We start from the raw sequence: 17,990 nt of genomic DNA, 5'->3' as shown, positions 1-17,990 counted from the left end.
TGCAAATTCAGGGAGGCCACGATGCGAGCGCTGCGAGTCATCGGGCTCGACGAGGACGGCAAGTCCGTCATCCTCGAGGACCCCGAAAACCGCGGCGAGCGCTTCACGCTCCCCGCCGACGAGCGCCTTCGGGCTGCACTGCGCGGTGATCTGGCCCGCCTCGGCCAGATGCAGATCGAGGCAGGCGAGGCCCAGATGCGGCCGCGCGAGATCCAGGCCCGCATCCGCGCCGGTGAGTCGATCGAGCAGGTCGCGGCCGCAGCCGGCATGCCGACGCACCGCATCGAGCGGTTCGCGTACCCGGTGCTGCTGGAGCGTTCGCGCACGGCCGATCTGGCCCAGCGCGCGCACCCGGTCCGCGAGGACGGCCCCGACGTGCAGACGCTCGGCGAGGTCGTCGCGCACTCGTTCGGCCTGCGCGGACACGACCTCTCCGACACCTCGTGGGACTCGTGGCGCGGTGACGACGGCCGCTGGATCGTGCAGCTGCACTGGAAGACCGGACGCTCGGACAACCGGGCGCACTGGGCGTTCCACCCCGGTGCGCAGGGCGGCACGGTGACAGCGCTGGACGACGCCGCTGTCGACCTCATGGACCCGAACCCGAACCGCACGCTGCGCACGGTGCGGCCGGTGACGCAGCTGGCGCGGCAGGCCCTGGAGGCGACTCCGGTGGCCACCCCCGCTCCCGTCGCGGAGGAGCCTGCTCCGGTGCCGGTTCAGGCGCCTGCACCAGCGCCGGCCCCCGCTCCGGCTCCGGTCGTGGCGGAGAAGCCGGTTCAGGAGGAGCTGCCAGAGCCGGAGCCCGCTCCTGCCCCACCTCCACCACCGGTGAAGAAGGAGCAGGAGCCCGCCGCGGAGAAGCCGGTGCGCAAGGACCCTCCTCCCAAGCGGGGGAAGAAGAACCACCCCATCGTCCCTTCGTGGGAGGACGTTTTACTGGGCGTGCGGTCGAACCGCTGACTGATCGGCTGACGCCGTGGGACGTCGTGTCGCGCTGGCTGCCGGAGTGGGCGCACTCCTCGGTCTCGCCTGGTGGGGAGTGTTCGCACTCATCTCGTCGGGCGCGGTCTGCTCGTTCGAGGACTGGGGCTGCCTCGGCACCTTCGTGATGACCGTGCCGGTCTTCGCGGTGGTGGCGGCGGCGCTCGGGTGGGTGGCGTTGCGTTCTCTGGGTGTGTCGCGGGCAGGGCTGGTGGCCGTGCCCGCGACCCTCATGTCCGTGGTGGCGATGGTGCTCCTGCTCGGACTGCCCTTCCTGGCCTTCCTGGTGTTCGCGGCGCTGTACGCGTTGATCGCCGTGCTCACCCGGTGAAGGTGATGTGGAGGGTTCGTGCAGGCCGGCCTGATCGCGTCGAAGATCAGGTAGCTCTTGGCGCATGGTGTTGCGCACTGCGGTCGGTGCCGTCGTCGGAACGGTGGCCGGCGCCGGGTTCCTGCTGACCCTGAAACTGTTCACGCGGTACTGCGACAGCGGTCCCGTCGTGGCGGGCTGCGGTGCCGCCTTCCCGCTGGCGTTCGGACTGAACTTCTCGATCTGGATGGTCGTCGCCGCGGCGCTGATCTGCACGGGGTTCCGGGCGTTGCGGACGGAGCGCGGGTGGTGGACGGCGGGGATCGGCAGCGGGCTGTGGTTCGTGCTGTTCCTGGCGGTCATCTACGTGCGGGTGTTCCACCTCGGCGACCTGTACCAGGAGGATGTTCATCGCTTCCTGGAGATCGCGTACGTGCTGGTCGCGTGCGTCGGCTACGCGGTTGCCGCCTTGTGCGTCGGCCAGCGGCGGACGGCGTGAGCACGTGCTCCGGGTTCTGGTCGCGCAGTTCCCCTCATGGCGAGGTCACCCGCGACTCGCCATGATCGGTCGCATGAGGGCGGTCACAGCGGGGTTGGTGGGGTCGTTGTGCGGGGCGGGGTGGTTCGCGTCGCTCCAGCCGTCGGGGGAGTTCCTGTGCCGGGACAGCGGGCTGGAGTGCGTCGTCGGGCTGATCCTGCTGGTCGTGCCGGCCCTGGTGATCGTCTGGGGTGTCGTGGGGTGGGGGCTGCTGCGGCTCGCGCGGTTCTCCCCCGCCTGGCCGACCGCCGTGGTGGGGACAGCGGGTGCGGTCGTGTTGTTGCTGATCAGCACGTTCGGTCTCAGGTTCGTGCAGGTTCAGCTGCCCGAGGACGCCGGGATCTTCGTGGTCGCGATCGCGGCTGCCGGTGGCTACGCCTTGGCCGCTGCGGTGACCGCTGGTTACGGTGGTCGGCGTGACCGAACAGAGCACAGCGGGCAAGACGGGTAAGGCAGGACGCCGGCTCCTCTTCCGGGTCGTCCTGTCGATGGCCGTCGGGGCGGGGCTCGTGCTCGGGTGGACGTGGGCGTACGAGTCGGGCTTCCTGAAGTCGTGGCTCGACAGCACCTCGATGTCGACGTTCCTGCTGCTCGTGCTGATCGGGCTGCCGCTCGCGCTGGTGTCGTCGCTGGTGCTGGCCGGGCCGATCCTGTGGATCTTCGGGGTGCGGCCGGTGTGGCCGATCATCCTGCTCGGGCCGATCCTGCTGGGGCTCGGCCTCTACTTCAAGGTGCACGAGCCCGTCCTCGGGTGGTTCACGAACCGGCACCACGCCGAGGCCTTGCTCGCGGCCGTCGCCTACGGGCTGGTCGCACTCTTCACGTTCAAGAGGTCGTAGGCACCTCGTCGAGCAGGTTCAGGTCCCAGCCCTCGCGTTCGCACCAGTCCTCCGCCTCCTCGCGGGAGACGTACATCGCGTGCCGCGGCCGTGGGCCGGCCAGGTGGTCCCAGCCGTCCGGGGCCAGCACGTAGTTCGCTCCATCGTGTGAGGCGATGAGCCGTCCGTGTGGAAACGCCATCGTCTGCTCGGTTCGCAGAAACCGCGTCATGTCGGTCATCGTGCCCTTGACCTCGACCTAAGTCGAGACAGCAGGCTCCGGTGGGGAGAAAAACCGGATGCTGACTGTCGGTCGTCCTTCGTACTTTGGAGACGACCTGGAGGGGGCTCATCGCGTGAGCGATCAACGTAACTCGACGATCCGCACCTTGCGAAGGCTGTGGCCGTACGTGCGGCCGCACCGCGCACGGATGGCTGTCGTGGTCTCGGCGACGATGCTCGCGATGCTGTGCGGTCTTGGCATCCCGCTGCTCACGCAGCGCATCGTCGATGGTCCGATTCAGAACAAGCAGACCGAGTTGCTGCCGTGGCTGATCCTCGGCGTGCTGGTGCTCGGTGTCAGCGAGGCGACGCTCTTCTACATCCGCCGCAAGATCGTCGCCCGGCCTGCGGCCGAGGTCGAGGCACGCATGCGGTTCGACCTCTACCAGCACCTTCAGCGGCTGCCGGTGGCGTTTCACGACCGGTGGCAGTCGGGTCAGCTGCTGTCCCGCGCGACGAACGACCTCACGACCGTGCGGCGGTTCGTCGCGTTCGCGATCGTCTTCCTGATCGTGAACAGCATCGTCATCGTGATCGGGCTGGGCATCATCGCGGCGCTCTCGCCGTCGCTGCTGATCGTGTCGCTGTGCGGTGCGCTGCCGTTGATCGTGATCTCGTACTTCTTCGAGAAGAAGTTCAAGGTCGTCGCGCGGCAGGCGCAGGACCAGGCGGGCGACCTGACCACGACCGTCGAGGAGTCGGTGCTCGGCATCCGGGTGCTCAAGGCGTTCGGGCGCGGGCCGGAGCTCTCGAAGCGGTTCCTGGCGCAGGCTCGTGACCTGCGGGCGACTGAGCTGCAGAAGATCTCGATCCTGGCGTCGCTGTGGTCGGTCCTGATCGTGCTGCCGGAGCTGTCGATCGCGGGCATGCTCGGCGTCGGCGCGATCGGCATCATCAACGGCACGATGACTGTCGGCACGCTGATCGCCGCCGTGGCGGTGAGCGCGTACCTGCGCTGGCCGATCGACTCGATCGGCTGGTTGCTGGCGGAGACGAACCAGGCCGCCTCCGCACTGGAACGCTACTGGGAGGTCATCGACTCCCCCGTGACGATCACCAGCCCCGCCCGGCCCGCGCCGCTGCCGACGCCGCTGCGCGGGCACGTTCGTTTCGAGGGCGTGCGGTTCGCGTTCGAGGACGGCAAGGAGGTGCTCTCGGGCATCGACCTCGACCTGCGTCCCGGTGAGACGGTGGCGCTGGTCGGCGCGACCGGCTCCGGCAAGACGACGCTGACCGCGCTGGTGCCGCGGCTGGCCGACGTCACGGGCGGCCGCGTCACGATCGACGGCGTCGACGTGCGGGGCTTCGCGCTGGAGGACCTGCGGCGCGTGGTCGGCACGGCGTTCGAGGAACCGGTGCTGTTCTCCGCGTCGGTGACCGAGAACGTCGGGCTCGGCGTGCCGGACGTCTCCGAGACCGCGGTGCGCGAGGCGTTGCGCATCGCCAAGGCGGAGGAGTTCGTGGACGCGCTGCCGTGGGGCCTCGCGACCCGCATCGGTGAGCAGGGCCTGTCGCTGTCCGGTGGTCAGCGGCAACGGCTGGCGCTCGCCCGCGCGGTCGTCGGCAGGCCGGCGGTGCTGGTGCTGGACGACCCGCTGTCGGCTTTGGACGTCCACACCGAGGCCGAGGTGGAAGCCGCGCTGCGGCGGGTGCTGCACGGCGTGACGGCGCTGGTGGTGGCGCACCGGTCGTCCACGGTGCAGCTCGCCGACCGCGTGGCGATGCTGGTCAACGGCAAGATCGCCGCGATCGGCTCGCACCGCGAGTTGCTGGCGACGAACGAGGAATACCGGCGCCTGCTGTCCAGCTCGGACAGCGAGGAGATCGTGGCAGAGGAGGTGGCGTCGTGAGTGATCAGGCTGTGGTTCAACAAGAAGAGTGGCGCGGCGTCGCCGCCGAGGAGATCGACGAGATCTCGCACTCGACAGGTCTGCGCCTGCAGGCCAGGTCGCGCAAGCTCCTGGGTTCGCTGCTGCGCCCGCACGTGGGGCGCACTTCGCTCGCGATCGGGGCGGTGATCGGCGGCAACCTCGCGAACCTGGCGGGCCCGCTGCTGATCGCCGCCGCGATCGACCAGGGCATCCCGGCCGCGATGGACGGCGGCGCGTCGATCCTGGTGTGGTGCGTGGCCGGCTACGCGATCTGCGCGGTGCTGACGACGTTCCTGCGCTGGGCGTTCCTGCGGATCTCCGGCCGCGTGGGCCAGGACCTGCTCCTGGACCTGCGCGGGCGGATCTTCCGGCACTCGCAGCGCCTGTCCGTCGGCTTCCACGAGTCGTACACGTCCGGCAAGGTCATCTCCCGGCTGACGAGCGACGTGGACGCGTTGCAGGACCTGCTCGAAGAGGGTCTGGACAGCCTGTTCAACGCCCTGCTGTCGGTGGCGGGCATCGCGATCATCCTGATCTACCTGGACGCCCCGCTGGCCATGGTCGTGGTGGCGGGCTTCCTGCCGGCGTACGTCATCTGGCGCTGGTTCCGCCACCGCTCGATGGAGGCCTACCGAGGCACGCGGGGCGCCATCGCCAAGATCATCGTCCAGTTCGTGGAGTCCATGAACGGCATCCGCGCGGTGCAGGCGTTCCGCCGCCAGCCCCGCAACGAGCAGATCATGAAGGGCTTCAACGCCCAGTTCCGCGACGCGAACACCGACGCCCTCGGCGTGATGGCCACCTTCACCGCGTCGATCCGCGTGATCGGCAACGTGTCCCTGGCCATCGTCCTCGCCTGGGGCGCCTACCGCGTGGCGGGAGGCTCCCTCGAACTGGGTGTGCTGACGGCGTTCACGGTGTACCTGCGCCGCTTCTACGACCCGTTCGACGAGCTGGCGATGTTCGCGAACTCCTACTCCTCGGCGACGGCCGCATTGGAGAAGATCTCCGGTGTCCTGGAGGAGGAGCCGTCGGTCCCGGAACCCACTTCGCCCGTAGCGCTGCCGCACGCACGCGGCGCCATCCGCTTCGCCCAGGTCGAGTTCCAGTACCCCGGAGCGTCCAGGCAGGTGCTGCCACGCTTCTCCCTGGACGTGCCCGCAGGCCAAACCGTGGCCTTGGTGGGCGCAACCGGCGCCGGCAAGACCACGCTGGCCAAACTGGTGTCCCGCTTCTACGACCCGACCGCTGGCTCCGTCCAGCTGGACGGCGTCGACCTGCGTTCCGTGGCGGACACGGACCTGCGCCGGGCCGTGGTGATGGTGACCCAGGAGAACTTCCTGTTCTCGGGCTCCGTGGCCGACAACATCGCCCTGGGCCGCCCGTCGGCGTCACGCGCCGAAATCGAAGCGGCAGCCGCCGAGGTGGGCGCACACGAGTTCATCGCCGCCCTCCCCGACGGCTACGACACGGACGTCCGCAAACGAGGCGGCCGCCTGTCAGCCGGCCAGCGCCAGATGGTGGCCTTCGCGCGCGCCTTCCTGGCCGACCCGGCGGTACTGGTCCTGGACGAGGCGACATCGTCCCTGGACGTCCCCACCGAACGCGCCGTGCAGGCCGCCCTGGAAACAGTCCTGGCCGACCGCACAGCGTTCATCATCGCCCACCGCCTGTCGACGGTCCTGATCGCAGACCGCGTACTGGTGCTGGATGGTGGCATTGTGGTGGAAGACGGCTCCCCCGAGGAGCTGATCGGTGAGCGGGGCCGTTTCGCGGCTCTGCACACGGCCTGGCGCGACTCGCTCGCCTAGGCCAGTGGTCGCGTTCGCGCCAATGGGGATCTGGCGCGAACGCGACCTCACGACCTGGCCGTCGAAACGGCCAAGGCGAAGCCGAGGCATCCCCGCAGCCGTTCTCCCTCCCCACAGCCGTCCGATAGGTTCTGCCACGAGGGCTCCCAAAGACCGTAGGAGGGTTCGTGGAGTTGCGAGTCCGGGACGGCCGCGCCGTGCTAGCCGGCGAGGACGAGTCCGGTGAACGCGAGGTCGACCCGCACAGCCTGCCGCTGGGCGCCGATCTGGCCGAAGCTCTGCACGAGTGGGCGAAGGTCGCGGACGCGGTCGTCCGCACCGAAACGCCTGCCGACGGTGTGGCCAGCGCGCTGGTCACGCGGCGGGGCAAGCAACTCGCGGGCAGAATCGCGGCCGTCATGAACGCCCCGGTCCAGTACACGGACCCGGTCAGCGGCGAGCTGGTGAGCGTCGGGGCGCCGGAAGCGCCTCCCAGGGCCACCGTGCAGACCGTGACCGAGGACGAGGAACCCGAGCCGACGCCGTGGGGCACCGGGCTCACGGTCAGCTTCATCACGGCGGCGATCGTCACGGTGACCGTGGTGTCGCTGTCGCTGGGCCTGGGCGAGACCAGCCGGTGGCTCGCGCTGATCGCGAACATCCTGGTCGTGGGTGGTCTGGCACCGAGCGTGTGGCTGGGCCGCAACGTGCCGGTGTGGCGCTGGGTCGCTTACGGCGTGGTCACCGGCGTGATCGTCGCCTGGCTCACGCTGATCCTCACGCTGCTCTGAAACCCGGCTCTGCAAACCCGGCCGCTAGAGCAGCGCGTAGAACGCCACCGCACCGGCAGTGGCCACGTTCAGCGAGTCCACCCCGGACGACATCGGAATCCGCACCGCCAGGTCCGCCGCCGAAATCGCCTCCTCGGTCAGCCCCGGCCCTTCCGAGCCCAGCAGGACCGCCACCCTGCGACCGCGCAAACCGGCATCTGCAAGATGCAGGGCGGAGGCGCGCGGGGTCAGAGCGGCAACTGTGAACCCCTTGTGCCGCAACGAGTTCAGCGCCGCGGGCCACTGATCCGTGGTAGCGAACGGCACGCGCAGCACGTGGCCCATCGACACCCGCACGCTGCGTCGATACAGCGGATCGCTGCAGCCGGGGCCCAGCACCACGCCGTCCACGCCCAGGGCCGCGGCGTTGCGGAAGATCGAACCCAGGTTCTCGTGGTCGCCCACGCCCTCCAGGACCGCCAGGCGTTGCGAGCGGTCGGCCAACGCGTCGAACGACACCGCCGGAGCCCGGTCGGCGGCGGCCAGCACTCCCCGGTTCAGGTGAAACCCGACGACCGACGCCATCACCTCGGCTGAGGTCACGTAGGCGGGAACGTCCAGGTCGGAGAGGTCGAGTGCCTCGATCCGGCGCCGCACCCCGAGCAGCCCGCGCACCGGGTACGGCGAGGCCAGCAGCCGTTCGACCACGACGACGCCCTCGGCGATCACGAGACCGCGCCCACCCGGCCGGTCAGGCCTGCGATCGGCCGTCGAGAGGTCGCGGAAGTCGTCCAGCCTCGGGTCGGCCGGATCGTTGATCTCGATCACCTTTGCCACGCCGGAAGTTTCGCATCCGGCCCGACGTGGAACAGGCGAGGTAGTCCGGAGGGCGGAATGGCACACGCCCGACCAGCGGATGATCGCTGGTTGTTACCTCGACGTGACAGAGAGCACCGAAATGGGCGATGTAAAGGAGGTTTCGGCTGTGTCACGTTTGGCGTTCCGCCTGGCCCGCGCCCACCGGCGCCGAGCGAAGGGGTAGCGGCATGGGAAGCGAAGTGTCCAGCCGCACGTTCACCAGAGATGATCGCCAGCATTACCGCTCCAAGATGCAGCGCAGCCTGGACGCGTTGGCGACGATGCTGGCAGAAGACACGTTTTCCTTTCCCCGTCGGCAGATGGGGCTCGAGATCGAGTTGAACCTCGTCGACGACGCGATGCGGCCGGCGATGGCGAACTCGGAGGTGCTCGAGAAGATCGACGATCCCTCCTACACGCTCGAACTGGGACAGCAGAACCTCGAGATCAACGTCCCGCCGCGCGAGCTGGCAGGGGGTGAGATGCTTGGCCTGGAAGAGGAACTGCGCACGTCGCTCGACAGCGCCGACTCGAAGGCCAACGACGTGGGCGCCAACCTCGCCATGATCGGCGTGCTGCCCACGTTGCGAGAGCGGCACTTCGACAAGAAGTGGCTCTCCGAGAGCCCGAGGTACGCGCTCCTCAACGACACCATCTTCGCCGCCCGCGGCGAGGAGATGGTGTTGCAGATGGAAGGCCCGGCGATGCCGGGCAAAGCGCCGGAAAAGCTGCTCGCCTACGCGGAGTCGATCCTGCCGGAGGCGGCGTGCACGTCCGTGCAGCTGCACCTGCAGGTCGAGCCGACGCACTTCGCCGCGCACTGGAACGCCGCCCAGTGCCTGGCCGGCGTGCAGGTCGCGATCGCCGCGAACTCGGCTTTCCTGCTGGGCAAGGCGCTCTGGCACGAGACCCGCATCCCGTTGTTCCAGCAGGCCACCGACACCCGCCCGGACGAGCTGAAGAACCAGGGCGTCCGTCCGCGCGTGTGGTTCGGTGAACGGTGGATCACGTCGATCTTCGACCTGTTCGAGGAGAACGTGCGCTACTTCCCCAGCCTGCTGCCCGAAACCGACGACGAGGATCCGATCGAAACCCTCGAAGCCGGTGGCGCGCCTCGTCTTTCCGAGCTGCGCCTGCACAACGGCACGATCTGGCGCTGGAACCGCCCGGTTTACGACGTCGTCGACGGCGTGCCGCACCTGCGCGTGGAGAACCGGGTCCTGCCCGCGGGACCGACGGTGCTCGACACGATGGCGAACGCCGCCTTCTTCTACGGCACCCAACGCGCGCTCACCGCCCAGGAACGTCCACTGTGGACGCAGATGTCGTTCCAGGCGGCCGAGGAGAACCTCTACACCGGTGCCAGGCACGGCATGCACGCCCAGCTGTACTGGCCCGGCATCGGCTGGATCCCACCGGACGAGCTCGTGCTGCGCCGGCTCCTGCCGATGGCGCACGAGGGCCTGCGCGACTGCGGTGTCTCCGACGAGGCCCGCGAACGCTACCTCGGCGTGATCGAGCAGCGTTGCCTCGCACGGCGCACCGGCTCGTCGTGGCAGCGCGAAACCGTTGCCCTGCTTGAGGAACGCGGCCTGTCGAGGGACGCCGCCCTGTCCGGGATGCTCAAGCGGTACATGGAGCTGATGCACGCCGGCGAGCCGGTGCACACGTGGCACGTCGGCTGACCCTCAGCCTGCCAGGAACTCCTGCCAGATCACCCTGGGCAGGTCAGCGTCAACATTCGCCTCGGGCAGGCCGTCGTCGTACGGGACTTCGGTCTGCCCCACCCACACCGTGACCGCGAGCTCCGGCGTGTAGCCCGCCACCCACGCGTGCTTGGTCTTCCTCGGCTCCGCGGGAGACGTGTACGCGCTCGGCGCACAGGCCATCCCGTTGCAGGCGGGATTCCCCTTCAACCGGGTGGTGACCTGGTCCGCGAACTCCTTGCTGAACGCCTGCTCCCCGGCCTCGGCCGCACGGTAGCGCGTCGAGCCGTCCGCAGCGGTGACCTCTGTGACGAGGTGCGGCTTGCGCTGGACACCTCCTGCGGCGAGTGCCGCGTACGTGGCGTTCACCTTCAGCGGCGTCGCCGGCTCTTTCAGAGAGTTCCGCCCGCCATCTGCGAGAAGGAGCCCCGGCCCCGGTTCCTTCTGCACCTCGCTCACCATGTCGTTGGTGTAGCGGAAACCGGGCAGGTACACCCGTACGGCGCCCGAGGCCGGATCCATCGCCGTCACCGCTGCGTCGAGCTCTCGCTGCGGGGCCACCAGCCGGCCGAGGACGGTGGCGGCGACGGTCTGCGCCTTCGCGTCGATCGACGTGCGCACCACGGCACCGCTGACCTGAAGCGAGTCGTACGACAGCGACGCCTCGGCCAGCTCGGCGAGCACACGTTTCACGAGCAGGGTGCGGGGCCGGCCGGAGGTGCTGCTCCACAGCCTGGAGCCGTCCGCGTACTGCACCACGACCTCCTTGCGCGGCGGAGGTGGTGCCGCCGGCGGATCGGGCCGTTGCCACACCACGTACCCGACGACGCCCGCGACCAGAAGCAGCGCGATCAGTGAGCGCCTCACCACTGCGTCAGCTTCTGCTCGAACGCCCGCCACAGCGCCTTCGGCAGTCCGGAACCCACGACCGCGCGCCCCTGGGAGTCCACCGCGGGTGTGGTCGGCCGGTCGCCTCCGACGAACACCGCCACCGACATCTGTGGGCTGTAACCGACCATCCACGCATGCGCGACCGTGGTCTGGTCGAGCCCCTTCGGCCGCCATTCACCGTGCCGGCACCGGGTGTTCGGGTAGTTGCTGCAGGCCTCTCCGTCCTGCAGCGCGGCGTTGATCTGGCTCGCGATGTCCTTGCTGCGAGCGGGATCCTGGTCGAACGCGGGCTTGGCGGGGTTCACCGCCCGGTACAGCGTGGCCCCGTTGACGTCGGTGACGTGCGTGATGAAGTGTGCGACGCGCTGCGTGCCCTCCGAAGCGAACGCCGAGTAGGCCGCGGCGAGATCGAGCGGCCGCATCCTGGCCTCCTTCTCACCGAGCGCCATGTCCGCGTTCGGAGTGCCACCGCCTTCACCGACGAGCAGGCTCGTCTTCTTGCCGTCGACGTGCACCGACTCCGGCACACCGGCCTGGCGCGCGGCGGTGACGACCGGCATGATTCCGACGTCGTTGGTCACCAGGTCGTACATCGCGACGCTGCCGGACTTCCGCAGCGCGTCGCGCACGGTGCAACGCTCGCCGCAGTTCGCACTGTCGCTGATCGTCACCTCGCCGAAGGTCCTCGGCGAACGGCCGTCGTACGTGCTGTCCAGCGTCTTGCCGCTCTGCAGCGCGGCGACCACGTTGAACGGGAAGAACGCCGGGCCGGGCTCCTTCAGCACGCCGCCCGCGTAGTCCACGGCCGGGTCGTTGCCCGGCGCGTAGGCCTTCACCGCGCCGTTGTTCGGGTCGACAGCGGTGATCGAATACCTCAGCGACGCGGGCTCCCCCGCCGCCGCGGTGCGGATCACGTCCACCGCACCCGACTGCGCCCTCGGGTCGATCGTCGTCACCACGATCGCGCCGCCGCCGGTGCGCAGCTGGTCCAGCGACACCAACGCTTTCCCGCCCAGCTCCTGGACCACCTGCTTGACCACCGGTGTCTCCGGGTCGCCGGTGCGCCAGAGCTGCGAGCCGTCCGCGTACTGCAGCACGACGGCCCCGGAAGCGGTGGACGGCGGCGCCGTGTCGGATCGTTGCCAGACCACCACCGCAACGACCGCGGCGACCAGCACCAGCGCACCCAGAACAGGCAGGAAACGCTTCATCAAAAGCCCCCAAGTGAAACTCCCCAGGGACTGAATGTAGCGGCGGCGTCTAGCGGCGGCGTCCTGCCTTCAGGGGTGCGACGTCCGCACCGTCGTGCGAAATCCTGCACTCGTCCGGCGTCACGGCCTCGACGGCCAGGGTCAGCTCGCCCTTCACACCCGTGTAGATCGACTCACCGCGCGAGGCCAGCGACGCGTGCACGCGGTTCGAGTCGGTGAAGTCGCGCTCGTCCTTCACCCGCTTCTTGCCGGTTTCCTCCGGCCTCGTCGCGCTGCGGAGGTTGACCTCCAGCCACGCGGCGACCTCGGCCGGAGAGGTGAGCACCTCTTCAGGCGTGCGTTCGAGCCGGACCTGCCGAGGGGACGCGTGGTCGAGCGATGTGTGCTCCACATAGGCATGCCAGTGGGTGTTGCGCATCGACCAGGTCTGTTCGACCGGCCAGTCCTCCTCGGTGGTCATGTCCCATATCTTCCACCCTTCACGCGAGGAAACGTGAGGAGGTCACGCACGTTGATCTCGCGATCCACCCGCACGGCGGAAGCGAGCCGCCGATCGTGCGTGACCAGCAACAACGTGCCTTCATAGGTTTCGAGCGCGCGTTCGAGCTGTTCGATTGCCGGCAAATCGAGATGGTTCGTAGGTTCGTCCAGAACCAAACAAGTCGTGCCACGGGCTTGCAGCAAGGCCAATCCCGCGCGGGTCCGTTCGCCCGGCGAGAGTTCCCTTGCCGGCCGCAGCACGCTGTCCGCGCCCACCCGGAACTTCGCGAGCAACGTGCGCACCTCGACGTCCGGCAGCCCGGTCGCGCCGGCCACGATCCGCAACGCGGAGGCATCCGAAGCGAACTCGGCTCGGAGCTGGTCGACCTCGCCGACGACCACGCCCGGCCCGATCGAACGATCACCCGACACCAGCGGGAGGCGTCCGAGCAACGCGCCGAGCAACGTCGACTTGCCGGAGCCGTTCGGACCGGTGATCCGCCACCGCTCACCCGCGCCGATCGTGAGGTCGACCGGCCCGAGCGTCACGTCGCCGCGGCTGACCACGGCCTGCCGCAACGTGAACGCCACCGAGCTGCCACGCCCGGCCGACGGCAGGGTGAGCCGCAGCTGCCACGCCTCGCGGGGTTCCTCGGCCTCCTCCAGCCTCGCCAGCTGACGGTCCACAACGGACGCTTTGGCCATCAGGTTCTCCGCGCCCTGCTTGCGGCCCGCACGCACGTTCTTGTCCGGCTCGTCGTTGCGCGCCTTGGCACTGCCCGCACGCCGCACACCCTGCCGCGACCACTCCTTCACCTGACGGGAGCGCTGCACCAACGAGTCGCGCTTGACCGCGTACGACTCGTACTCCTCCTGCGCGCGCCGTTCCGCGTTCGCCTTCTCCTCGACGTACGCGTCCCAGCCACCACCGAACACGCTGATCTTGTGCGAGAACTCGTCGAGCTCGGCGATCGCCGTCGTGGTGCGCGCCAGGAACTCCCGGTCGTGGCTCACCAGCACGATCGCGCCCGGACACCCCTGCACGTGGGCTTCCAGCAGATCGAGTCCGGTGGCGTCGAGGTCGTTCGTCGGTTCGTCGAGCAGCAGCACGTCCGCGCGGGTCAGCAACACGGCCGCGAGCCTGAGCCGGGCCTGCTGACCACCGGACAACTCGTCCGGCGACCGTCCGTCGAGCAGGTCCGCCTTCAGGCCGAGGCGATCGCAGACGGCATCCGCGCGTTCGTCGAAGTCACCGGCACCGATCGCGGTCCAGTGGTCGAGCGCGTCCGGGTAGTCGTCCCCACCGCCCTCACCGAGTGCTTCGGCCGAACGTTGCAACCACGCCTCCGCCGCCGCGACACCGGTGCGGCGGGCGAGGTGGTCGCGCAGTGACTCTCCAGTTTGGTGGAGGGTCTCCTGCGTCAGGTGCGCGACGGTTCCGGTGCTTGAGACAGATCCGGTCTCGGGCTGCAGCTCACCGGAGAGCAGCCGCAGCAAAGTGGACTTGCCGACGCCGTTGGGCGCCATCAGACCGACGCGGTCACCAGGCGAAACATCGAAATCGACCTCCGAGATCACGGTCCTCGGACCGAACGACAGCGAAATGTTCCTGGCTGTCAGCACGGACACGCTTCCGACGCTACGTGCCTCCGCAACTGGTTTACTCGGGCTTGTTGCTAGTAAGTTGCAAGTACCAAGAGATTGCAAATGGGGAGATGTCATGGCCCAGTACGTGCTGCCGGATCTCGACTACGACTACGGCGACCTGGAGCCGGCGATCATCGGCGAGATCAACGAGCTGCACCACGGCAAGCACCACGCGGCGTACGTGAAGGGCGCGAACGACACGCTGGAGCAGATCGAGGAGGCCCGCGACAAGGAGAACTTCGGGGGCATCGTCGGCCTGGAGACCACGCTGGCGTTCCACCTGGCCGGTCACGCGCTGCACCAGGTGTGGTGGAAGAACCTCAGCCCGAACGGTGGCGACAAGCCGGTCGGCGAGCTCGCGGCGGCCATCGACGAGCACTTCGGCTCGTTCGACAAGTTCCGCGCGCAGCTCAACGCGGCCGCTTCGAGCATCCAGGGCTCCGGCTGGGGCATCCTCGCGTGGGAGCCGGTCGGCCAGAAGCTGATCACCCAGCAGCTCAAGGACCACCACTCGAACCTGTCGATCGCGACCACGCCGCTGCTCGCGTTCGACATCTGGGAGCACGCGTACTACCTGCAGTACCGCAACCTGAAGGCCGACTACATCTCGGCGCTGTGGAACGTCGTCAACTGGGAGGACGTCTCCGCCCGTTTCGAGGCTGCCCGCGCCGGCAAGAACGGCCTGCAGCTCGGCTGACGCTTCGGCGGTGGGTGCTCCGACAAAGCCTCCCGCCCGCCGGATACGACGAGGCCCCCGCTCTGCCCAGAGCGGGGGCCTCGTCCGTTCCCGAACTGACTGCCGCTCCCACCACGAAGCGACGTGACTTAGGTTAGCCTAACTTCGCCTTGTTGGGAAGCCCGTCTGACGAGGCCTCTCGCGATCAGCTCGACCACGGTGGCGACGGCGGCCACTTCGACGGCGAGCAACGCGAGCAGGACCACGAGTTGTAGTGCGCCCGCCTGCCAAACGGGAGCCCCTCCGAGCAGCATCCCGACGAATGCACCCGGAAGGGTGACAAGGCCGACCGTCCTGGTCTGGTCGAGCGCCGGCAGCAACGCCTCGGCCGAGGGGTGACGGATGATCAACCTGGCCGCGGTCGGCTCCAGGAATCCCAACGCCAGCGCGGCCTCGTACTCGCCGTGACGGTCTCTCAGCGCGTCGAGGGCCCTTCTCGCCGAGAGGGTCGTCGCGGACATCGCGCCGCCGATCAGAATGCCGCCGACCGGGATCAGGGCGATGCCCTCGACCGGCAGGAGCCCGATGCCGATCATCAGCACGAGCGCCGGCACCGTGCCGATCAGGATCGCCGTCCCGACCCAGACACCGTTCCAGCCGGTCCTGGTGCGCCTGGCCGACGTGGCCGTCGCCACGACCACCATGACGACGAGGAAGACCCCCGTCAGCCCCAGGTGGGTGAGGACGAACGTGATCACCGCCGAGACCGCCGCGAGCTGCAGCACGGCACGGGCGGCGGCCTTGAGGAACGGCTTCGGGGTGGCGAGTCCCGTCGCCCACGCGATCGCCCCCGCGGCGGCCGTGAAGACCACGCAGACGATCAGCAGCCGGACCCAGTCGGTGACGGCGATCATGCGCGGCTAGGCGTCGTCCAGGCCTTGCTGGGCGGTACGTGACCCTCGCCTCGCGGCCCGGCGTTGCCAGTAGAACACTCCGTAGCCGATGATCCCGAGCAGACCGCCCGACAGGGTCGTCCACAGCAGCGTGCTGTTGGAGCGGTCGACCACCAGCACGACGAAAAAACCGAGGAACCACAGCGCGGTACCACCCAGCACCACCGGCACGGGGTCTGCCAGCCGATGCGGCAGCGGCGGCGGATGAGGGGCGGAGTCGCGTTCGGACACATCGTTAGGAGACCAGATGCTGGACGGGTTCTTCAAGATTTCGGAGCGCGGGTCGACCGTGGCGCGCGAAGTCCGCGGCGGCGTCGTGACCTTCTTCACGATGGCCTACATCGTGGTGCTCAACCCGTTGATCATCGGCAGCTTCGCTCCGACGGGGCCGGGTGCGCACCCCGACGTCCTCGGCAACATCCTCCCCGTCGGCCAGGTCGCAGCGGTCACCGCGCTGGTGGCCGGCGTGATGACCATCCTGTTCGGACTGATCGCGAACTACCCGTTCGCGCTCGCGACCGGCCTGGGCATCAACTCGTTCGTGGCGGTCTCCGTCGCGGCCAAGGTGTCGTGGCCGGAGGCGATGGGCCTCGTCCTGGTCAACGGCCTGGTCGTCCTCCTCCTGGTGGTCACGGGCGTGCGGACCGCGGTGTTCAACGCCGTGCCGAACGAGCTCAAGGCCGCCATCGCGGTCGGCATCGGCCTGTTCATCACCTTCATCGGCCTGGTCGACGCCGGTTTCGTGCGCCGCCTGCCGGACGCCGCCAACACCACCGTGCCGGTCGGTCTCGGCATCAACGGGTCGATCGCGAGCTGGCCGACCCTCGTCTTCGTGGTCGGACTCGTGGTCACCGGCGTCCTCTTCGCACGCAGGGTCAAGGGCGCGATCCTCATCGGCATCGTCGCCACGGCGATCTTCGCGATCGTGCTCGAGGCGATCGTGAAGGCGGGCCCGTCGGCCGGCACCAACGCCAGGGGCTGGAACCTCGGCTACCCGGCCCTGCCGGACGAGGTGTTCGGCGTGCCGGACCTGTCGCTGCTCGGCGAGGTGTCGTTCGGCGCCTGGACGCGACTGCCTGCGCTCGCGGCCGCGTTGATCGTCTTCACCCTGGTCCTCACCGACTTCTTCGACACCGTCGGCACGATGACCGGCCTGGGCAAGGAAGCGGACCTCATCGACAAGGACGGCCAGCTGCCGAACGTCAGCAAGGCCCTGTTCGTCGACGGCCTCGGCGCCGTGGCCGGCGGTGCCGCGTCCAGCTCGTCGAACACCGTCTACATCGAGTCGGCGTCCGGCATCGCGGAGGGCGCGCGGACGGGCCTCGCGAACGTCGTGACCGGTGTGCTGTTCCTGCTGGCGATGTTCTTCACGCCGCTCTACCAGGTCATCCCGATCGAGGCGGCCGCTCCCGCACTGGTGATCGTCGGCGCGCTGATGATGATGCAGATCCGCGAGATCGACTTCACCGACTTCACGGTGGCGCTGCCCGCGTTCCTCACCATCGTCGTCATGCCGTTCACCTACTCGATCGCGAACGGCATCGGTGCGGGCTTCGTGAGCTACGTGCTTCTCAGGGCTCTGACCGGCAGGGCGCGCGGCATCCACCCGCTGATGTGGATCGTGGCCGGCGCCTTCGTCGTCTACTTCGCACTGGGACCGATCCAGAGCCTGCTCAGCTGACCTTTCGGCAGGAAACTATTTCGTGAGGTATGCTAACTACGTGGCGACCGAACAGCACGGACTGGCGAGCAAGCTCAGACTCGCCGTCGTCCGCCTCAACCGTCGCCTGCGGGCACAGCGCACCAACTCGTCGGTGTCGCTCACGCAGGTGTCCGCGCTGTCCACACTGCACAAGTGCGGACCGCTGACCCCGGGAGAGCTCGCGTCCAAGGAAGGCGTGCAACCGCCGTCGATGACGCGCGTGATCGCCGCCCTTGAGGAGTTCGGCTTCGCGACGCGCAGCCCGCACCCCACCGACGGCCGTCAAGCCATCGTCGAGCTGACCGGCGAAGGCTTGTCGTACCTGAAGGACGAGATCACCGCGCGCGAGGCGTGGCTGGACAAGCGGCTGGCAGAGCTCGAACCGGAGGAACGGGAGCTGCTCTCCCGTGCCGCCGAGATCATCGACAGGATGGCGGGGCAGTAAGAACGTGGCGGGTTACGCGGGTGGTGGAGCGGACAGTTCCCCACCTCGTCGTACCGGC

General features: G+C 68.9%; 20 protein-coding genes. 12 read left to right on the top strand and 8 right to left on the bottom strand.

Going from position 1 to position 17,990, the window contains the following annotated elements:
* Positions 1-21 precede the first annotated feature (21 nt).
* The 5 genes from sepH (at position 22) to ABFX45_RS21400 (ending at position 2,671) form a co-directional block, all read left to right on the top strand.
* Complete coding sequence (gene sepH / locus ABFX45_RS21420; protein WP_109631790.1) at positions 22-963, top strand: septation protein SepH; 942 nt, start codon at positions 22-24, stop codon at positions 961-963.
* A gap of 16 nt (positions 964-979) precedes the next feature.
* Positions 980-1,315 carry a hypothetical protein gene (locus ABFX45_RS21415; RefSeq protein ID WP_146771892.1) on the top strand — a complete coding sequence of 112 codons (336 nt, stop codon included), beginning with the start codon at positions 980-982 and terminating at the stop codon, positions 1,313-1,315.
* A 64-nt stretch (positions 1,316-1,379) separates the two neighbouring features.
* Complete coding sequence (locus tag ABFX45_RS21410) at positions 1,380-1,793, top strand: hypothetical protein (protein WP_109631784.1); 414 nt, start codon at positions 1,380-1,382, stop codon at positions 1,791-1,793.
* A 73-nt stretch (positions 1,794-1,866) separates the two neighbouring features.
* On the top strand, positions 1,867-2,283 hold the full coding sequence (locus tag ABFX45_RS21405) for a hypothetical protein (RefSeq protein WP_346131768.1): 417 nt from the start codon (positions 1,867-1,869) through the stop codon (positions 2,281-2,283).
* Positions 2,249-2,671, top strand: a complete 423-nt coding sequence (locus ABFX45_RS21400) for a hypothetical protein (RefSeq protein ID WP_146231401.1) — start codon at positions 2,249-2,251, stop codon at positions 2,669-2,671. Before ABFX45_RS21405 ends, ABFX45_RS21400 begins: the two co-directional genes overlap by 35 nt.
* Here ABFX45_RS21400 and ABFX45_RS21395 read toward each other — a convergent pair.
* The gene (locus tag ABFX45_RS21395; RefSeq protein ID WP_233439180.1) at positions 2,658-2,882 is read right to left on the bottom strand and encodes a hypothetical protein; all 225 of its coding nucleotides are present in this window, start codon (positions 2,880-2,882) and stop codon (positions 2,658-2,660) included. The genes ABFX45_RS21400 and ABFX45_RS21395 overlap by 14 nt on opposite strands.
* Before the next feature lie 124 nt (positions 2,883-3,006).
* On the opposite strand from ABFX45_RS21395, the gene ABFX45_RS21390 reads away from it, so the two are divergent.
* The 3 genes from ABFX45_RS21390 (at position 3,007) to ABFX45_RS21380 (ending at position 7,384) form a co-directional block, all read left to right on the top strand.
* Positions 3,007-4,782 (top strand): ABC transporter ATP-binding protein, encoded by a 1,776-nt coding sequence (locus tag ABFX45_RS21390; RefSeq protein WP_346131767.1) that lies wholly within the window; start codon positions 3,007-3,009, stop codon positions 4,780-4,782.
* Positions 4,779-6,614: an ABC transporter ATP-binding protein gene (locus tag ABFX45_RS21385; protein WP_346131766.1), complete on the top strand. Its 1,836-nt coding sequence runs from the start codon at positions 4,779-4,781 to the stop codon at positions 6,612-6,614. Before ABFX45_RS21390 ends, ABFX45_RS21385 begins: the two co-directional genes overlap by 4 nt.
* 167 nt (positions 6,615-6,781) lie before the next feature.
* On the top strand, positions 6,782-7,384 hold the full coding sequence (locus ABFX45_RS21380; RefSeq protein WP_346131765.1) for a DUF2537 domain-containing protein: 603 nt from the start codon (positions 6,782-6,784) through the stop codon (positions 7,382-7,384).
* A gap of 24 nt (positions 7,385-7,408) precedes the next feature.
* On the opposite strand, the gene ABFX45_RS21375 is transcribed toward ABFX45_RS21380, so the two are convergent.
* Positions 7,409-8,200 (bottom strand): TrmH family RNA methyltransferase, encoded by a 792-nt coding sequence (locus tag ABFX45_RS21375; protein WP_109631766.1) that lies wholly within the window; start codon positions 8,198-8,200, stop codon positions 7,409-7,411.
* A 209-nt stretch (positions 8,201-8,409) separates the two neighbouring features.
* Between ABFX45_RS21375 and ABFX45_RS21370 the strand changes: the two genes are divergently transcribed.
* Positions 8,410-9,906: a glutamate-cysteine ligase family protein gene (locus ABFX45_RS21370; RefSeq protein WP_109631762.1), complete on the top strand. Its 1,497-nt coding sequence runs from the start codon at positions 8,410-8,412 to the stop codon at positions 9,904-9,906.
* Between the two features lie 3 nt (positions 9,907-9,909).
* Here the strand turns inward: ABFX45_RS21370 and ABFX45_RS21365 are convergent, their stop codons facing one another.
* Genes ABFX45_RS21365 through ABFX45_RS21350 form a run of 4 tightly spaced genes read right to left on the bottom strand, consistent with a single transcriptional unit; the run spans position 9,910 to position 14,138 of the window.
* The gene (locus tag ABFX45_RS21365; protein ID WP_170154737.1) at positions 9,910-10,794 is read right to left on the bottom strand and encodes a penicillin-binding transpeptidase domain-containing protein; all 885 of its coding nucleotides are present in this window, start codon (positions 10,792-10,794) and stop codon (positions 9,910-9,912) included.
* Entirely contained in the window at positions 10,791-12,029 is a 1,239-nt protein-coding gene (locus ABFX45_RS21360; RefSeq protein WP_346131764.1) for a penicillin-binding transpeptidase domain-containing protein, read from the bottom strand. Before ABFX45_RS21360 ends, ABFX45_RS21365 begins: the two co-directional genes overlap by 4 nt.
* Positions 12,030-12,078: 49 nt before the next feature.
* Positions 12,079-12,489 carry a hypothetical protein gene (locus tag ABFX45_RS21355; RefSeq protein WP_030467775.1) on the bottom strand — a complete coding sequence of 137 codons (411 nt, stop codon included), beginning with the start codon at positions 12,487-12,489 and terminating at the stop codon, positions 12,079-12,081.
* Positions 12,486-14,138, bottom strand: a complete 1,653-nt coding sequence (locus ABFX45_RS21350) for an ABC-F family ATP-binding cassette domain-containing protein (protein ID WP_346131763.1) — start codon at positions 14,136-14,138, stop codon at positions 12,486-12,488. Before ABFX45_RS21350 ends, ABFX45_RS21355 begins: the two co-directional genes overlap by 4 nt.
* A 91-nt stretch (positions 14,139-14,229) precedes the next feature.
* Here ABFX45_RS21350 and ABFX45_RS21345 point away from each other — a divergent pair, with 91 nt between their 5' ends.
* Positions 14,230-14,853: a superoxide dismutase gene (locus ABFX45_RS21345; protein WP_109631748.1), complete on the top strand. Its 624-nt coding sequence runs from the start codon at positions 14,230-14,232 to the stop codon at positions 14,851-14,853.
* Between the two features lie 128 nt (positions 14,854-14,981).
* Here ABFX45_RS21345 and ABFX45_RS21340 read toward each other — a convergent pair whose 3' ends face one another.
* Together ABFX45_RS21340 and ABFX45_RS21335 are read right to left on the bottom strand one after the other, a co-directional pair.
* The gene (locus ABFX45_RS21340) at positions 14,982-15,746 is read right to left on the bottom strand and encodes an ABC transporter permease (protein ID WP_112228989.1); all 765 of its coding nucleotides are present in this window, start codon (positions 15,744-15,746) and stop codon (positions 14,982-14,984) included.
* Between the two features lie 6 nt (positions 15,747-15,752).
* The gene (locus ABFX45_RS21335) at positions 15,753-16,016 is read right to left on the bottom strand and encodes a DUF2530 domain-containing protein (RefSeq protein WP_198681039.1); all 264 of its coding nucleotides are present in this window, start codon (positions 16,014-16,016) and stop codon (positions 15,753-15,755) included.
* Between the two features lie 16 nt (positions 16,017-16,032).
* Between ABFX45_RS21335 and ABFX45_RS21330 the strand changes: the two genes are divergently transcribed.
* Together ABFX45_RS21330 and ABFX45_RS21325 are read left to right on the top strand one after the other, a co-directional pair.
* Complete coding sequence (locus tag ABFX45_RS21330; protein ID WP_346131762.1) at positions 16,033-17,466, top strand: NCS2 family permease; 1,434 nt, start codon at positions 16,033-16,035, stop codon at positions 17,464-17,466.
* Between the two features lie 40 nt (positions 17,467-17,506).
* Complete coding sequence (locus ABFX45_RS21325; protein WP_109631737.1) at positions 17,507-17,932, top strand: MarR family winged helix-turn-helix transcriptional regulator; 426 nt, start codon at positions 17,507-17,509, stop codon at positions 17,930-17,932.
* Positions 17,933-17,990 lie beyond the last annotated feature (58 nt).

Source organism: Lentzea roselyniae, from assembly GCF_039537795.1.
In the GTDB taxonomy this organism is placed as follows: Bacteria; Actinomycetota; Actinomycetes; order Mycobacteriales; family Pseudonocardiaceae; genus Lentzea; species Lentzea atacamensis.
This window is presented reverse-complemented; position numbering and strand designations above follow the sequence as displayed.

What these genes read in the sequence shown, in the direction of transcription:
- sepH (WP_109631790.1), top strand. Translation starts at nt 22, where the DNA reads ATGCGAGCGCTGCGAGTCATCGGGCTCGACGAGGACGGCAAGTCCGTC.
- ABFX45_RS21340 (WP_112228989.1), bottom strand. Translation starts at nt 15,746, where the DNA reads ATGATCGCCGTCACCGACTGGGTCCGGCTGCTGATCGTCTGCGTGGTC.
- ABFX45_RS21405 (WP_346131768.1), top strand. Translation starts at nt 1,867, where the DNA reads ATGAGGGCGGTCACAGCGGGGTTGGTGGGGTCGTTGTGCGGGGCGGGG.
- ABFX45_RS21410 (WP_109631784.1), top strand. Translation starts at nt 1,380, where the DNA reads ATGGTGTTGCGCACTGCGGTCGGTGCCGTCGTCGGAACGGTGGCCGGC.
- ABFX45_RS21395 (WP_233439180.1), bottom strand. Translation starts at nt 2,882, where the DNA reads ATGACGCGGTTTCTGCGAACCGAGCAGACGATGGCGTTTCCACACGGA.
- ABFX45_RS21360 (WP_346131764.1), bottom strand. Translation starts at nt 12,029, where the DNA reads ATGAAGCGTTTCCTGCCTGTTCTGGGTGCGCTGGTGCTGGTCGCCGCG.
- ABFX45_RS21330 (WP_346131762.1), top strand. Translation starts at nt 16,033, where the DNA reads ATGCTGGACGGGTTCTTCAAGATTTCGGAGCGCGGGTCGACCGTGGCG.
- ABFX45_RS21355 (WP_030467775.1), bottom strand. Translation starts at nt 12,489, where the DNA reads ATGACCACCGAGGAGGACTGGCCGGTCGAACAGACCTGGTCGATGCGC.
- ABFX45_RS21370 (WP_109631762.1), top strand. Translation starts at nt 8,410, where the DNA reads ATGGGAAGCGAAGTGTCCAGCCGCACGTTCACCAGAGATGATCGCCAG.
- ABFX45_RS21345 (WP_109631748.1), top strand. Translation starts at nt 14,230, where the DNA reads ATGGCCCAGTACGTGCTGCCGGATCTCGACTACGACTACGGCGACCTG.